Source organism: Legionella sp. PATHC032 (genome assembly GCF_026191185.1).
GTDB lineage: Bacteria > Pseudomonadota > Gammaproteobacteria > Legionellales > Legionellaceae > Legionella.
In genome coordinates this window covers 3,226,644-3,241,312 of record NZ_JAPHOV010000001.1, presented here as the reverse complement: position 1 = coordinate 3,241,312, position 14,669 = coordinate 3,226,644, and the positions used below count along the sequence as shown (strand labels likewise).

Below are 14,669 nucleotides of genomic sequence, written 5' to 3'. Positions count from 1 at the left end.
AATTATTCCTTGTTCGTGTTGTTAATAAGCACGCAGCAACGCTCTCCTTCGATACCCGGGACAGAATATCTCTCAACTCGGTATGTTTGATGAATCGGAACCAATTCAGTATCCGGAATCCGCCCTTTCATGGCTAACCACAAACCATCCTGAACGACAAGATGTTGAGTCCATTGTATCATTTGTTCGAGACTGCTAAATGCTCTGCTTATTACTGTATCAAAACCTTGGTTTGGGTGGTAGTTCTCTACTCGAATTTGTATTGGTTCAATGTTTTTTATATTGAGTTGACGTTTCACTTCATTGAGAAAGTTAATTTTTTTCCCATTACTGTCCAATAATACAAATTGCAGGTCAGGTTTGGCAATAGCCAAAGGGATACCGGGCAAACCAGGTCCAGTACCCACATCGATAATATGGTTTCCTTTTATCCAGGGTAAAATAGCCAGGCTGTCGAACAGGTGCTTGCTGACCATGGTTTCAATATCGCGTATTGCGGTGAGATTATATGTCTTATTCCATTTATTGAGCAGGAGCAAAAAATCCAGCAAAAGATCACCGATAGAATCGAGTTTAAATTCGGCTAAACCCTTTTCAAGCAATGATCTTGTTTTCGTATTATCTATCATACTGGAAGCCGGCTCTTTTTCAGGTGAACAAGTAAAAGAGAGAGGGCTGCAGGGGTTACGCCAGAAATCCGCCCGGCTTGAGCCAAAGAAGTTGGTTTAATCCGGTTTAATTTTTGAATGACTTCACTCGATAAACCAACGACGTCATTATAATCCAAAGTTTCTGGGAGCAGGGTATTTTCATGCTTGCGTAATTTCTCAATTTCTTGTTGCTGCCTGTCGATGTACCCGGCATATTTATTCTGAATTTCAATTTGTTCTGTTATTTCCTGTGGTAATTCGGGCAAATTCAAGTCATCCATCATTAAAAGATGCTGGTAGTTAATCTCTGGTCGCTTCAAAAATTCAGCGGCGCGGCAATCGTGCTGCATTGGATTAAGCAGGGTCTCTTTAAACAGATCATTGTGATGGACTCTCACCCAGCTGTTGTATAATAAAGCTTGAGTAGATTCAATCGCTTCACGCTTTTTGGAAAAGCTGTCCCAGCGCTCATCACCTACCACACCAAGCTGTCGGCCTTTTTCTGTCAGTCTTAAATCGGCATTATCTTCACGTAATAACAAACGATACTCTGCTCTTGAAGTAAACATTCTATAGGGCTCTTGCGTCCCGCAAGTGATCAAATCATCGATAAGTACGCCTATGTATGCCTCATCTCTGCGTGGGCACCACAACGCTTGATCTTTGATTTGTAAGGCAGCATTCATGCCCGCAATAATTCCTTGTGCTGCCGCTTCCTCATATCCGGTTGTGCCATTAATTTGCCCGGCAAAAAACAAATTAGGAATGGCTTTGGTTTGCAAAAATGAGGTTAATCCACGTGGATCAAAGTAATCATACTCGATGGCGTAACCTGGTCTGGTGATGTGGGCATTTTCAAAACCCTTAATAGTGCGCACAAATTGCACTTGTACCTCGAAGGGGAGGCTGGTAGAAATTCCATTAGGGTATATTTCTTCCGTTGTCAAACCTTCCGGTTCCACAAAAATCTGGTGAGATGTTTTATCAGCAAAGCGAACAATTTTGTCTTCTATCGAGGGGCAATAACGAGGGCCAACTCCTTCAATGACTCCCGCATACATTGGCGATTTATCCAAATTATTTCTTATTATGTCATGAGTTGCTTCTGTGGTATGTGTAATGTGGCATGGAACTTGTTGAGGATGGTCTTTTGCCGTTCCCAAGTAGGAAAACACTGGAACCGGGGTATCACCTGGTTGTTCTACCATCTGGCTAAAATCAATGGTTCGTCTGTCAATTCGAGGAGGAGTTCCTGTTTTCAAACGCCCTACCGGTAAATCCAAATCGCGCAAACTTTTAGATAACGCAATGGAAGGGGGATCTCCGGCCCTGCCTCCTGCGTATTGGTTCATACCGATATGAATCTTGCCACCCAGAAAAGTCCCTACTGTTAATACAACAGCGCGTGCTTTGAGAGTGAGCCCCATTTGGGTTACAACACCTGTAACCAGTCCGCCTTCAATTTTCAAATCATCAACGGCTTGTTGAAATATGGTTAAATTAGCCTGTGATTGCAATTGTGTGCGAATGGCTTTTCTATACAAAACACGATCAGCTTGTGCGCGTGTGGCTCGAACTGCAGGCCCTTTTGAGGCATTAAGAATTCGAAATTGGATACCAGCCTGATCGGCGGCTTTAGCCATCGCGCCGTCAAGGGCATCAATTTCCTTAACCAGGTGACCTTTACCAATACCGCCTATGGCTGGATTACAGGACATTTGTCCAAGCAAGTCTATGTTATGGGTCAATAACAAGGTTTTTACACCCAGGCGTGCTGCTGCAAGCGCTGCTTCTGTGCCAGCATGTCCTCCGCCAACGACTATGACATCATATAATTGTTCAAGATTCATGTTTAACCATTAGTTATGCCAAAATTCTAAATTGGATTTTTGGATTTTCTGCAAAACGATCCAAGCCAACATATAAAAAAATGTGCAATTATACACTTTTTTGGCAATTGTCCCAAGATGTAATGAAGATTATGCGCTGGGATTATTTTTACTACTTAACAACAGGGGTACACTGCTCTCATCATCCAGCAGGTCGAGCCTGTCCTTTTCTTCTTCCTGTGTTTTTGCAGCGACGGTATCTAAAAGAGATTTTTTCTCTTTAGGCTGAAAGAACCCTTGTTTTGCTTTGGAGGGCTTATTCCAATTATCCGGGTCTTTACAAAAAGCCTCATATTCTTTTTCATCAAAGGCTTTGACTTCCTCTTTCGCAGGTTTGAAAGCAGCATTGATCATTGAGTTGGTCGCCAAGGCAACACCAATTGTGGCACCCAGGACGGCAAATCCAATTCCTAACGGTAAAAAAACGAAACTGGCGAAAACAACGGCTGGTATAAACGATTCCAAAATCACCGAGCGCAGCAAATGCATGGTTTGAAAAACAACCATCTGCTTCTGGTATTCAGTTTCTGCCTTTAATTTTTTGATTTCAAGGAAGAGAAATTTTTTTTCATTATCATCCAGAGCTGGATTTTTTTCCAATAAGAGTTTAAATAACTCAAGCTTATCATCATAGCCCTTTTTCGCTTCCTTGGCGGAGCAATGTGCCTTATAGACTTCCATACCGCCTTTCACGCCATTGTAAATCACTGTAAAAGCCAGGCAAAGAACAGCGCCTGTTATGGTGATTGCCAGTAAAGCTGGTCCGGAGACAGGGAAGAAAGGGGCGGCCAGTAATGCAAAAGCGAGCATGAGTCCGACAGCGTAAGCTATACCGGTGTATAAACTGACTTTTTGCAGGTCCCAATTTCTTTCAGATTCTTTTTGTGCTCGCATTAAACCTTGCAATTGCAATTCGTATTCTTTTATTTTTCTAAGTTTTTCGCCTTCTTTTCCGGGTTCTTCTTCTGCCTTGTTAATTAATTGCTTTAATTTTTTAATGTCTTCCTCATAAGCTAACATTTCTTTGTTGTGGCGCGTTTTTTGCTCTTCGTAATCCCAAATGGCCAGGCTAATGTCAAAGACTAAAAGGGCTAAAGTCAATACATCACCCCAGGTTCCAAGAGCTCCTTTGCCAGTAAGCCAGAAAAAGCAAATCAAGTTTCCTGTTGCCCAGATAGAATCATTGAGCAAGGTAAATTTTCTTTGATCCCACTGGGTAAGGAATCGTTCTGTCCACGGTGTCTTTTTTTCCCTTTCGCTCATCCATGGGCCACTAATCGTGTGTTTGAGTAGTAAAAACATATTGAGAGAAAAGCGAAAATAATACAAAGCCCAACTGAGGGTACCTGTATAGGGATCAGGGGCTTTGACTACTTGGGTTGCCTGACCGACATTGAAAAAATCATCCGGTAATGCAGCGAGTATCACTTTAAGCAAGCTGGATGCCCAAACCCAATACAAACGCTTTTCATTAAACCAGCCCATCGATTCTTTGATGGTTTTGGTTTTGCGATCCATGGAATCGACTATCATTTCTGCCAGTTCTTTACCCAGAAAAATGCTCAAGTATTTTACTGGATAGCCATCGCTGGCATAGCCATGTTCTGGCGAGGGTGCTCTTTTTTGTTCTTTGCAGACTTGATTATAATTGAGGTAGTCTATCAGTTCTTCACATCGTTTAATGTGCTGCGCATAGGTTTTTATGTTTTCATATTTCTGATGTTCTTCTTCGTATTTTTTTTGCGTGAGTAAAAGTAAGTAGGCAACTTGCAAATTTCGTATGAGTTTTTTCTTGTTTTCATCACTCATATAACGAAGCATGACTTCATCAGTATTTTCTATAATAGGCAGATAAAAACTCAGTGGTGCTAGAAAATCTCCCCCTTTGGCTTTGCTATTGTATTCAAGAAGTTCTTCTACTTTGTCTTCATAGCGTAGTTCAGACTTCTCATCTGTTTTGAGGGTTTTCAGGTAAGATTGAAGAATTAAACTACTGGTTGCCATAAAGTCATCTCTTTTTTAATTTTTGTTAATTACCTATATAAATGATACTATAAAAAGTAAATTTGTTCTTTTTTATAACATAGTATTTGTTTTTGGTACAAGATGAATGCGGTTAGCTTTACAGTATTGATACTAAAATTTGCAGGAATAAGGATGAGGTGTATTGCAGCTTATATGCTTATACAAGAGGACTAATGACAGTGAGCTAAATCAAGAAGGCTATTTGGATAAAATTCACTCTGCCAGTTCAACTTCCTTTCTTAAATAAATATCATCAAAGCGTTTGATATCGTCTTCTCCCAGATAGGAGCCACTTTGTACCTCGATAACATAAAGTGGTTCACTATGAGGATTACTTAATCGATGCAATGCGTTTTTCGGAATATAGGTGGATTGGTTTTTTGATAATCGGAATGTATTGTTTCCATTAACTACCTCTGCTTCACCCCCAACAATAACCCAATGTTCAGCCCGATGCTGATGCGTTTGTAAAGAGAGTTTTGCACCAGGTTTAACCATAAGGCGTTTTACTTTAAATGAGGTGCCTTCAGCCAGTATTTCATAATATCCCCATGGTCTGGGAACGCGTTGGTGATCTTGAGTTAAATGAGGATGATCTTTACGTAAGGAGTGAACCAAATCTTTCACTTGTTGCGAATAGCGTTTATCGGCAACTAATACGGCGTCACTGGTTGCAACGATAATTTGATCCTGAATTCCAACGGTTGTGACTAACAACTCTTCACTATTAATGAGACAATTGTGACTGTCTTGAGCGATGACATTTCCAATGAGAGTATTGCCTTGCTCGTCTTGTTTGTTCGCATCAGCAACAGCAGTCCAGCAGCCCAGATCACTCCATTGTATGGAAATGGGTATTACAACGGCCTTATCTGTTTTTTCCATGATGGCATAGTCAATAGACTCTTCTTTACATTGAGAAAAACAATCCAGATCAAGACGCAAAAAATCATGATGATGTTGGGCAAGGGTCAGTGCTTGTTGACTGAATTGGTAGATTTCGGCTTCAAATTGTTCTAACTCTTCAAGATAAACTCCTGCACGACAAATGAACATGCCGCTATTCCAGAAATAATTCCCTTTGCTGACAAATTGTGCAGCAGTGTGTGCGTCTGGTTTTTCTCTAAAACTCAAAACCTTTTTTATATCATTGAATAAAGTATTGCCGGCCTCAATGTAGCCATACCCGGTTTTGGGGCTATCAGGCTTTATCCCAAATGTCACTATCGCATTGTTTTCTGAAGCAAATTGCCCTCCTTCTAACATGGCTGCCAGCCATGTTTTATCATCGGCTATCCAGTGATCCGAGGGTAAGACTAGCATGACTGCATCCTTTCCTACTGTATTTGCTAAATAATGAGCAGCACAAGCTATCGCCGGGGCTGTATTTCTTGCACAAGGTTCAAGCAGGTAAGTGGTTTGTATGTTAAAATCTTGCAATTGATCCTGACAGATAAAGTAATGAGCATCATTACTTACGATAATGGTTTGATGGCCAGTCAATCTTATTGCTCTTTTCATGGTTTGCTGAATTAAAGACAATTCGCCATTTAATTTTAAAAATTGTTTAGGAAAATTTTGTCTTGATAAAGGCCATAGTCGAGTGCCAGAGCCCCCGGCCAGAATTATTGGATAAAGAGGTGTCGTCATCACATTCCATATTGTGGCATAATTGGCCTGCATTTTAACAGGAATTTTTAAGAGCAAGCAATTGTTCCAATTTTTTGAGGTTTTGCATTATGAAAAAAGCTGTCGTCTTGCTTTCTGGCGGTTTGGATTCAACGACTTGTCTTGCGTTGGCTAAATCTCAGGGGTTTGCTTGTTATGCATTAAGTTTTTCATACGGCCAGAGGCACTCCGCAGAACTGTGTGCTGCAACTCGAATAGCGAAACATATGGATGTGGCTGAACATAAAATAGTCACCCTGGATACTGCTTTATTTGCTGGATCCGCTTTGACGGATTCATCTATTGAAGTACCTGAATTCAAGGAAAGCCCTGAAATACCAGTCACCTATGTTCCTGCTCGCAATACTATTTTTTTGGCTATGGCTTTGGGATATGCCGAATCGATTGATGCCAGAGATATCTTTATTGGTGCCAGTTCTGTTGATTATTCTCATTATCCTGATTGTCGCCCGGAGTTTATTGCATCGTTTCAATCTCTGGCAAATTTGGCAACGAAAGCAGGGATTGAAGGCGATCGCTTTACTATCAATGCTCCTCTGCAATACCTCAGTAAAGTTCAGACTATTCAATTAGGTATCGAGCTTGGTGTTGATTACGGATTAACCGTTTCCTGCTATCAAGCGAATGAAGCAGGGGAAGCTTGTGGACAGTGTGATAGCTGCACATTTAGAAAGCGGGGTTTTAAGAGTGCTGGAGTAGACGATCCTACTCGATATCAAAAATATGTTCATATTTAACCCATACAGTTAAATTAATGATATAATCCCGGGAATTTTGCTTTGGAGTTTTTTTATGTGGGATAAAATCAAAGAGTGGTATAAAAATAACAAGAGCTATTTGACAATGCTCTTGATTGGGTCGGCGGTTATTGGCCTGGGTGTGACACTCCTGGCTTTGCTCTTCCCCCCCGTTTTGGCGGCATTTGCCAGTATAAGTATTTTTGGAATGGCTCCATTGGCATTTTTAACGTCATTGCATCTTCCTCTCGCTGTACTAACCCTTGGCTGTATTGTTACTGGCGCTGCTTTTGGAGCAATTTTAGGAGGTCTGATGGCATGGAAGCAATCCATTAGCATTGCTAAACATGTTTATTCATACTTTGGTCATAAGCAGGATCATCAAGTCGAGATCAGTGAAGGGGATACCTACCGTTATTTAATGGATCATTTGGAGGGAGAACCTGGCGAATCCTTTGAAGCCGAGGTGGATGAAGAATTTAATGATTATACATCTTCTGATTCTACTGAAGACAGACCAAACCCATTGAGTTTTTCAACAGATTCAAACCCTCATGCTCTTGATGGGGTTTATGAAATGAGAGAACTTAGAGTCTAAAACTTTGTGAATTTTATTGTAATCGCAGCATGAATTTTATTGGGATGAAGACAATAAAATGAACTTACTTTACACTTTTGTAACAACATATTGCACACAATTAATTCACATTTAGGAAATGGGTTGCTACAATCTGCTCCGATTTATAACCTTGGAGTAAAAAAAATGACATTGAAACAATTTGCAACTGGCGTATTTTATTTGCCAGCAGCCGTTTTTTCTGGTTTAACTAACCTATTTTTAGGTTCTTATGCAAAAGACAAACGCGGTAACTTCATTCAAGATGAAGATGGCAACTATGTAAGAAACCGTGGTTTGATTGGTTTGACTCTAGACGCTGTTAAGTATTTGGGAACAAGTGTTGCCAATTTCATTTCTAATCATCAAAAAGCAATTTCAGTTGCATTTTGGTCTTCTTTAGTTGTTGCTGGCGCTGCTGCTTTAACAGTCGCTTTCTGGCCTGCTGCTTTGGCTGCTGTAGTTAACTTCTCTGTTTTTGGAGTATCAATCGCCTCTGTAGTTGGTGCTGGCTACGCTGCCCAAGTTGCTGCTACAGCTGGTGTTGCTGCTGCTTTAACCACTACTGGTGTTTATCTTGGCGCTACCGTTGTTAATGCTTTCAACGCATTAAGAGAGTGCATCTCTAACTTGCGTAGCAAAAAGTCTTCTGAAAACCCAGAGTTTAAGCCCGTTAACGATGAGACATTTGATGAAGTACGTAAAAACCAATTCAGTGGTTTGAGCAAAGGTTCTGAGCAAGCACCAAACCTTTCCAGCTCAAGTTCTGAAGATGAAGAGCCTGTTCATACCTCTAAAGTATTTGCACAACCTAAGGATGTTACTTCTGAAGTGGTTGAGAACCCAACTTCTACTATATCTCTCACTGGCTCCAAGTAATATAAAAATATTACAAGCAAGTGGTAATTAAAAAACGCGGCTAAGGCCGCGTTTTTTTATGTTTCTCCCCAGCGTTTCACCAATCCACAGTCCAAATCAAACAAATCAAGTACTCTCCCAACGGTATCATTGATTAAGTCGTCTATGTTTTGCGGATGATTATAAAAAGCGGGCACTGGAGGGCAGATAATGCCTCCCATTTGTGTAATACACACCATATTGTTCAGATGAACAAGATGCAAAGGTGTTTCCCTCGGCAAGAGCACCAATTTTCTGCGTTCTTTAAGAACGACATCAGCGGCTCGGGTCAACAGGTTGCTACTGATACCATGCGCAATTTCACCTAAGGTTTTCATTGAACAGGGCGCAATGATCATACCCAAAGTTTTAAATGAGCCGCTGGCAATGGATGCGGTGAGATCAGTGCAGGGATGATAGACATCTGCTAAAGCTTTGAGTTCTGCGGCACTAATATTTGTTTCATAAGCACGGGTCAATTGCCCTGCTTTGCTAATGACTAAATGTGTTTCTATGGGTAGCTTTTGCAAGACTTGTAATAGTCTAATCCCATAGATTATGCCTGATGAGCCACTGATGCCTATGATAAGTCTTGGATTGTTGGCCATGTGTATTCACTCGTTGAAAATTTAATTTGATCAGGACTTACGACCCCCCAATCTCTTTATTAAAAACATTTTTTACCTTGACCTTGTGGTTTCTCGTAGTCCTGTTGATATTAACAAATTATAAGAGAATAAGTAGTACTTAAATTATCGGATCATCTCGGTAAAAGTTAACACTTCATAAATAACTACCAATAAAAACCTGTTTTCTATTGCAGCATTTCCATTGTCTTTGCGTTATAATTAGTCGCTTTATTATAGGTGATGAGTATTCTATAACTATGACTAGTGAACGAAAAATGTTAGTGACCAGTGCCCTGCCTTATGCTAATGGGCATTTGCATCTGGGACATTTGGTTGAGCATATTCAAACGGATATTTGGGTCCGTACTCACAAAATGTTGGGTATTCAATGTATTAGCGTTTGTGGGGATGACGCTCATGGAACACCCATTATGCTGAAAGCAGAGCAGCTGGGAATTACTCCGGAAGCTTTAACCGCTGAAATTAAGTTAAGTCATGAAAAGGATTTTAAAGCCTTCGCCATTGATTATGATTATTACCACACTACTCATTCACCTGAAAATCAGGCATTGGCGACTACCATATTTGAACGTTTGCAGGCAGGCGGTGATATAGTCAAGAAAACAATTCGCCAGTTTTATGATCCCGTAAAGCAAATGTTTTTGCCGGACAGGTATGTGAAGGGAACTTGCCCCAAATGTGCTGCTGTCGATCAGTATGGCGATAATTGCGAGGTTTGTGGCGCCACTTATTCGCCGACGGATTTGATTAACCCTGTTTCTGTTATATCGGGAGCCAGCCCTGTAGAAAAGGAATCAGAGCATTATTTTTTTGATTTGCCGCGTTACGAAGAGTTACTTAAGGATTGGACAAGAAAGGGGCATTTACAAACCGAAGTAACGAATAAACTCAGCGAATGGTTTGAGGCGGGTTTAAAGCAATGGGATATTTCTCGCGATGCCCCCTATTTCGGATTCCCCATTCCGGGTGTCCCAGATAAATATTTTTACGTTTGGTTAGATGCTCCCATAGGCTATATGGCAAGCTTTAAAAAATATTGCGATGAGCGTGGCGTTTCTTTTGATGAGTTTTGGGATAAGGCTTCAAAAACAGAATTATATCATTTTGTAGGCAAGGATATTGTGTATTTTCATGCTTTGTTCTGGCCAGCTATGTTAGCTGCTAGCGGTTTCAGAACACCTACTGCCGTGTATACCCATGGGTTTTTAACGGTTGAGGGGCAGAAAATGTCCAAATCGCGCGGTACTTTTATAGAAGCACGCGCTTATCTGGCTCACTTGCATCCTGAATATCTGCGTTATTATTTCTCTGCCAAATTGAATGGTCGAGTAGACGATTTGGATTTGAATTTTGACGATTTTGTCAATAGGGTGAATGCGGATCTGGTTGGGAAGGTAGTGAATATTGCAAGCCGATGCGCGGGATTTATTAATAAGCGCTTTGATAATCGGTTGAGCTCAGAGTTGAATGATCCAAAATTATACAGCGACTTGCTGAGCGCAAGAGAGTCCGTGATTGACGCATTTGTTTCAAGAGACTATGCGCGAGCAATAAGACAAATCATGGATTGTGCTGATAAAGTCAATCAATACATCGATGCCAATAAACCTTGGGTATTGGCTAAAGATGAAAGTAAACTAAATGAAGTTCATGCCATATGCACAATGGGAATCAATTTATTCCGCATTTTAATAACCTATTTAAAACCAGTCTTGCCAATGATGGCCAAAGCTTCAGAAGAATTTTTAAATTCTGAGCCTTTACACTGGGGTTCTATCGATAAGCCTTTGCTAAACCACCGTATCAATACTTTTCAGCCTTTGATGGTCAGGGTAGAAAAAGAAAAAATTGAAGCGATGTTGTTGCAAAGTAAGGAATCTCTGGCGACTACCCCCAAAAAAGAAAACACGCCAGTTGAGGACACCAACTTAATCAGTATCGAGGACTTTGCCAAAGTCGATCTACGGATTGCAAAAATTATCAATGCAGAGCCTGTGGAAGGAGCTGATAAACTAATGCGCTTGATTTTAGATTTGGGTGATGCTCAAAAGCAGGTTTTTGCCGGCATAAAAAAGGCTTATGATGCTGAAGAGTTGATTGGGCGTTTGACTGTAATGGTTGCTAATTTGGAGCCCCGCACTATGCGTTTCGGAGTTTCTGAAGGCATGGTATTGGCGGCAGGGGATGGACAGGGAATTTATTTATTACAGCCTGATGCTGGAGCACTTCCTGGCATGAAGGTGAAGTAATGGCCTCTGTTAAAGAAATTGATGCCCTATTGCCGCAAACCCAGTGTGGGGAATGCGGATATGCAGGTTGTTTGCCTTATGCTGAAGCGCTTGCCCAAGGAGCTGCCCCTATTAATAAATGCCCTCCTGGTGGTGTTGAAACTGTAAATGCTTTGGGAAAATTACTGCATGTTGATGCATCTCCATATTTGAAAGAAGCAATAGATAATACTCGGCCTCCTTCAGTTGCTGCTATCAAAGAGGATGAATGCATTGGTTGTACTAAATGCATCAAGGCCTGTCCTGTTGATGCAATTATTGGTAGTAGTAAATTAATGCATGCCATTATTACTCATGAGTGCACTGGATGCGGCTTGTGTGTGGATCCTTGTCCTGTTGACTGCATTGAGATGGTTAGTTTGCCTGCGGCTGGATATGATAAGGATTTGGCCCGCCAGCGTTATAATGCCAAACAAATGCGCCAGTTGCGGGATGAGCATGAAAAACAGCAAATATACAGGGAAAGAAAGAAACTTTCAGCCCACCCGCAAGATCATACTCAAGACGTAGAAGCAAAAAAAAATTATATTCTTGAGGCTTTGGCTAGGGTGAAAGCAAAAAAACTATATGAATAAACAAAAATCAAAAGAAATTTTCAAACGTTTTCAAGAGCAAAACCCTCATCCTACAACTGAGTTGCAATATAGTACCCCTTTTGAATTATTAATTGCCGTCATGCTTTCAGCCCAGGCAACGGATGTCAGTGTGAACAAAGCGACAGCCAAACTATTCCCAGTAGCTAACACTCCACAAGCCCTACTGGATTTGGGATTAGATAGATTAAAAGATTATATTAAATCCATAGGTCTATATAATAGCAAAGCACGAAATATCATGAAAACCTGTGAAATACTTATTGAACAACATGAGGGACAAGTTCCTAATCAGAGAGAGGCACTGGAAGCATTGCCTGGTGTTGGCCGAAAAACTGCAAATGTGGTTTTGAATACAGCATTTGGTCAGCCAACTATAGCTGTCGACACCCATATTTTCAGAGTAGCTAACCGGATTGGCATTGCGAAGGGTAATACACCCCTGGCTGTTGAGCAGGAGTTATTAAAAAAAGTGCCCCATGAGTTTTTACATGATGCTCATCACTGGTTAATATTACATGGCCGTTATGTCTGTACAGCACGTAAACCACATTGCAAGACGTGCATCATTGAGGATCTTTGCGAATACACAGACAAGAATTTACTTTAACAAAGCCAGCATGAAGGAAAGTCAAACAATAATAAGTAATCTATTCCTCACAAAAATGACTGACTGATGTATTTTAAATTCATGCTAACAAATCATCTGAGTTGGGATTAATTTTTGTAAAATTAAAGCACAAAAGTTCAATTGACCATCAGCTCTTATAAAAAATTTCAATAAAGTTCAAGAAAAGTGCTCTTTCCCTCTGGTATTTCCCAATTTTTACTCATAAAATGAAATTCCGCTGTTGCAGGAGAGCATTATGAAGTGGTTTTCATCGGTGGTAAATGGAGTCAAAACTATTGGGTCAAGTCTGTGGGAAGGTTCAAAATGGGTTTGGAACAACGCCTCATTATCAAAAATGACGACTGGCTTATTTAGCTATACCGCAAATACAACTTTTCAAGTTTTAGAACAGGCAATAGCGTTGCGCGATGCTGTGCCCACCCTGGTCAATAATCCTCAGGCAAAGAAAATTGCCTATGGCATGGGTTATATTCTTGTTAACGATGTTTTGCCGTTAGTAGCTTTGAATTTTGCAAACAATACGGCACAAAATTATTTCAGAGAGGGCTACGATGAGGACGCTTCTTGGTATGCCCCTTATTCTATTTTTTTATCGGGATTAACTCTAGCGAGCTATTTTGTCAGAGCATACACCTGGCGGCAAGGAGTCCAAACCGTAGCCCATGTTGCGGTTCTTGACTCATTAGGCCCTTCCTCATTTAATTCAAATAAAAAATCACTTCCTCCTTCAATCTGTGATGAATTGGATTGCAACTATAAACGTAAAATTAAAGGTTGGGGAAGAGAGCCTCTTGTTTTAATGGGTAATGATGCACTGACTTACGGGGTGAGTTTAATTCCTTATGTAGGTGAGCCTCTCTCGCAAGTATTAAGAGTGTATTTCAATGGTCGCTATATTATTCGTTTAACCACACCAGAATTATGCGAGCGCCATAAATATCTGGCAATGAAACCAGAGTCTGTTTTAGGTTTTGGATTAACGTTTGAAGCGACAAGCATGTTAATGGATAAGGCATTGGAGTCTACTGTAGGCATGCCTCCATTTTTATATTACAGAGCCCTGCGTCATTTATTGCTACTGCTGCATATTAATGTTGCAGCACATATGGAGTTACCCAAGTCAAGTTTGAAAGACAAAGCATCGTCTTTCGATCCGTTTAATGTTTATGAACGTGTCAATCGCTTTGTGGCGGATGTCATATTTTCCGGTTTAATCAAGAGAATACCCATTGATTTCAAACCTGATAAAGATGCTGAACCATTAATTCCTTTATCTCCCGCCTTAAAATTTGGCACTATGGTATTAAACATGGATTTGGAGAAGGAAAAGAAAACAACTCCAGGATTTTTTAGGAAAGCCATAGATAAAGCGTATGTTTTGGTTTTACCCCCTGTATTTCGGGGTGCAAATGGCTTAATCAATGATCCAATTGTATTTATGTACTGGCCTACGATACGTTCAGGAGCTATTTCTGCTGTTGAATTTGTAGAGGGAGTTGGAAAAACCAAAACCATGGCTACTTTGGCATGGGCACCAAAAACTGTTGCGGCTGCCATCAATCTCAAATTTGGGATCCCCAAAAAAGTAACACGCTTTGTTTTAATGTTAAGCAAAGAAGAAGATTTCTGGAATCTGGCTACAGCGTTCAAGTTGTGGTTTGAGAGACACAATATCAAAGGTGAACCCAAATTAATTACAGGCTCCAATCTGGCTTTGAATGGGGTGACACCTCTTGAGCCTACTCCAATATCTGTTGAAAAGGGTCCTATAGTTTCTCCCCATCAACTCATTACGGAAAAAGATACGAAGGAAGTGGTGCCAGCCAAGAGCCTGGTTCCTGTTCGATCTCAGCCTCAGCCTGGAGTTGTGGTGACTATTAACCCGGATAGTTTATTTTCAACCAGAAGACGTCGGGTTAATCCAGATCAGGAAAAGGTTGCGATAACAGAACTTAGCATGACCAAATAAGATTTTCCGGGTTGCTTTGACACAAGGGCAACATG

At 40.7% G+C, this 14,669-nt stretch carries 12 protein-coding genes; 7 read left to right on the top strand and 5 right to left on the bottom strand.

The window, feature by feature from the left end; translation table 11 throughout:
* Positions 1-2: 2 nt before the first annotated feature.
* The 4 genes from rsmG to OQJ02_RS14415 form a co-directional block, all read right to left on the bottom strand.
* A complete protein-coding gene (gene rsmG, locus OQJ02_RS14430) occupies positions 3-629 on the bottom strand; it encodes a 16S rRNA (guanine(527)-N(7))-methyltransferase RsmG (RefSeq protein WP_265719666.1) in 627 nt (208 codons plus the stop codon).
* On the bottom strand, positions 626-2,500 hold the full coding sequence (mnmG, locus tag OQJ02_RS14425) for a tRNA uridine-5-carboxymethylaminomethyl(34) synthesis enzyme MnmG (RefSeq protein ID WP_265719665.1): 1,875 nt from the start codon (positions 2,498-2,500) through the stop codon (positions 626-628). Before mnmG ends, rsmG begins: the two co-directional genes overlap by 4 nt.
* 129 nt (positions 2,501-2,629) lie before the next feature.
* Positions 2,630-4,543, bottom strand: coding sequence for a lpg2888 family Dot/Icm T4SS effector (locus tag OQJ02_RS14420; RefSeq protein ID WP_265719664.1), 1,914 nt, complete (start codon positions 4,541-4,543; stop codon positions 2,630-2,632).
* 234 nt (positions 4,544-4,777) lie between these two features.
* On the bottom strand, positions 4,778-6,214 hold the full coding sequence (locus OQJ02_RS14415) for a mannose-1-phosphate guanylyltransferase/mannose-6-phosphate isomerase (RefSeq protein ID WP_265719663.1): 1,437 nt from the start codon (positions 6,212-6,214) through the stop codon (positions 4,778-4,780).
* A gap of 89 nt (positions 6,215-6,303) precedes the next feature.
* Between OQJ02_RS14415 and queC the strand changes: the two genes are divergently transcribed.
* The 3 genes from queC (at position 6,304) to OQJ02_RS14400 (ending at position 8,485) form a co-directional block, all read left to right on the top strand.
* Positions 6,304-6,990 carry a 7-cyano-7-deazaguanine synthase QueC gene (gene queC / locus OQJ02_RS14410; RefSeq protein WP_265719662.1) on the top strand — a complete coding sequence of 229 codons (687 nt, stop codon included), beginning with the start codon at positions 6,304-6,306 and terminating at the stop codon, positions 6,988-6,990.
* 55 nt (positions 6,991-7,045) lie between these two features.
* Positions 7,046-7,588: a hypothetical protein gene (locus OQJ02_RS14405; RefSeq protein ID WP_265719661.1), complete on the top strand. Its 543-nt coding sequence runs from the start codon at positions 7,046-7,048 to the stop codon at positions 7,586-7,588.
* 165 nt (positions 7,589-7,753) lie between these two features.
* Positions 7,754-8,485, top strand: a complete 732-nt coding sequence (locus tag OQJ02_RS14400; protein WP_265719660.1) for a hypothetical protein — start codon at positions 7,754-7,756, stop codon at positions 8,483-8,485.
* A 56-nt stretch (positions 8,486-8,541) separates the two neighbouring features.
* Here the strand turns inward: OQJ02_RS14400 and OQJ02_RS14395 are convergent, their stop codons facing one another.
* Positions 8,542-9,111, bottom strand: a complete 570-nt coding sequence (locus tag OQJ02_RS14395; RefSeq protein WP_010948569.1) for a UbiX family flavin prenyltransferase — start codon at positions 9,109-9,111, stop codon at positions 8,542-8,544.
* Positions 9,112-9,389: 278 nt separating this feature from the next.
* Between OQJ02_RS14395 and metG the strand changes: the two genes are divergently transcribed.
* From metG to OQJ02_RS14375, 4 genes are all read left to right on the top strand, one after another.
* Complete coding sequence (metG, locus tag OQJ02_RS14390; protein WP_265719659.1) at positions 9,390-11,402, top strand: methionine--tRNA ligase; 2,013 nt, start codon at positions 9,390-9,392, stop codon at positions 11,400-11,402.
* A complete protein-coding gene (locus tag OQJ02_RS14385; RefSeq protein WP_265719658.1) occupies positions 11,402-12,016 on the top strand; it encodes an RnfABCDGE type electron transport complex subunit B in 615 nt (204 codons plus the stop codon). Before metG ends, OQJ02_RS14385 begins: the two co-directional genes overlap by 1 nt.
* Complete coding sequence (gene nth / locus OQJ02_RS14380) at positions 12,009-12,644, top strand: endonuclease III (protein ID WP_265719657.1); 636 nt, start codon at positions 12,009-12,011, stop codon at positions 12,642-12,644. The genes OQJ02_RS14385 and nth overlap by 8 nt, the downstream gene beginning before the upstream one ends.
* 238 nt (positions 12,645-12,882) lie before the next feature.
* Complete coding sequence (locus OQJ02_RS14375; RefSeq protein ID WP_265719847.1) at positions 12,883-14,634, top strand: lpg2879 family Dot/Icm T4SS effector; 1,752 nt, start codon at positions 12,883-12,885, stop codon at positions 14,632-14,634.
* Positions 14,635-14,669 lie beyond the last annotated feature (35 nt).

Bases quoted from the DNA above. Each gene is read 5' to 3' on its own strand.
- OQJ02_RS14400 (WP_265719660.1), top strand. From the start codon at position 7,754: ATGACATTGAAACAATTTGCAACTGGCGTATTTTATTTGCCAGCAGCC.
- OQJ02_RS14405 (WP_265719661.1), top strand. From the start codon at position 7,046: ATGTGGGATAAAATCAAAGAGTGGTATAAAAATAACAAGAGCTATTTG.
- queC (WP_265719662.1), top strand. From the start codon at position 6,304: ATGAAAAAAGCTGTCGTCTTGCTTTCTGGCGGTTTGGATTCAACGACT.
- rsmG (WP_265719666.1), bottom strand. From the start codon at position 629: ATGATAGATAATACGAAAACAAGATCATTGCTTGAAAAGGGTTTAGCC.
- OQJ02_RS14415 (WP_265719663.1), bottom strand. From the start codon at position 6,214: ATGACGACACCTCTTTATCCAATAATTCTGGCCGGGGGCTCTGGCACT.
- nth (WP_265719657.1), top strand. From the start codon at position 12,009: ATGAATAAACAAAAATCAAAAGAAATTTTCAAACGTTTTCAAGAGCAA.
- OQJ02_RS14420 (WP_265719664.1), bottom strand. From the start codon at position 4,543: ATGGCAACCAGTAGTTTAATTCTTCAATCTTACCTGAAAACCCTCAAA.
- metG (WP_265719659.1), top strand. From the start codon at position 9,390: ATGACTAGTGAACGAAAAATGTTAGTGACCAGTGCCCTGCCTTATGCT.
- mnmG (WP_265719665.1), bottom strand. From the start codon at position 2,500: ATGAATCTTGAACAATTATATGATGTCATAGTCGTTGGCGGAGGACAT.
- OQJ02_RS14385 (WP_265719658.1), top strand. From the start codon at position 11,402: ATGGCCTCTGTTAAAGAAATTGATGCCCTATTGCCGCAAACCCAGTGT.
- OQJ02_RS14395 (WP_010948569.1), bottom strand. From the start codon at position 9,111: ATGGCCAACAATCCAAGACTTATCATAGGCATCAGTGGCTCATCAGGC.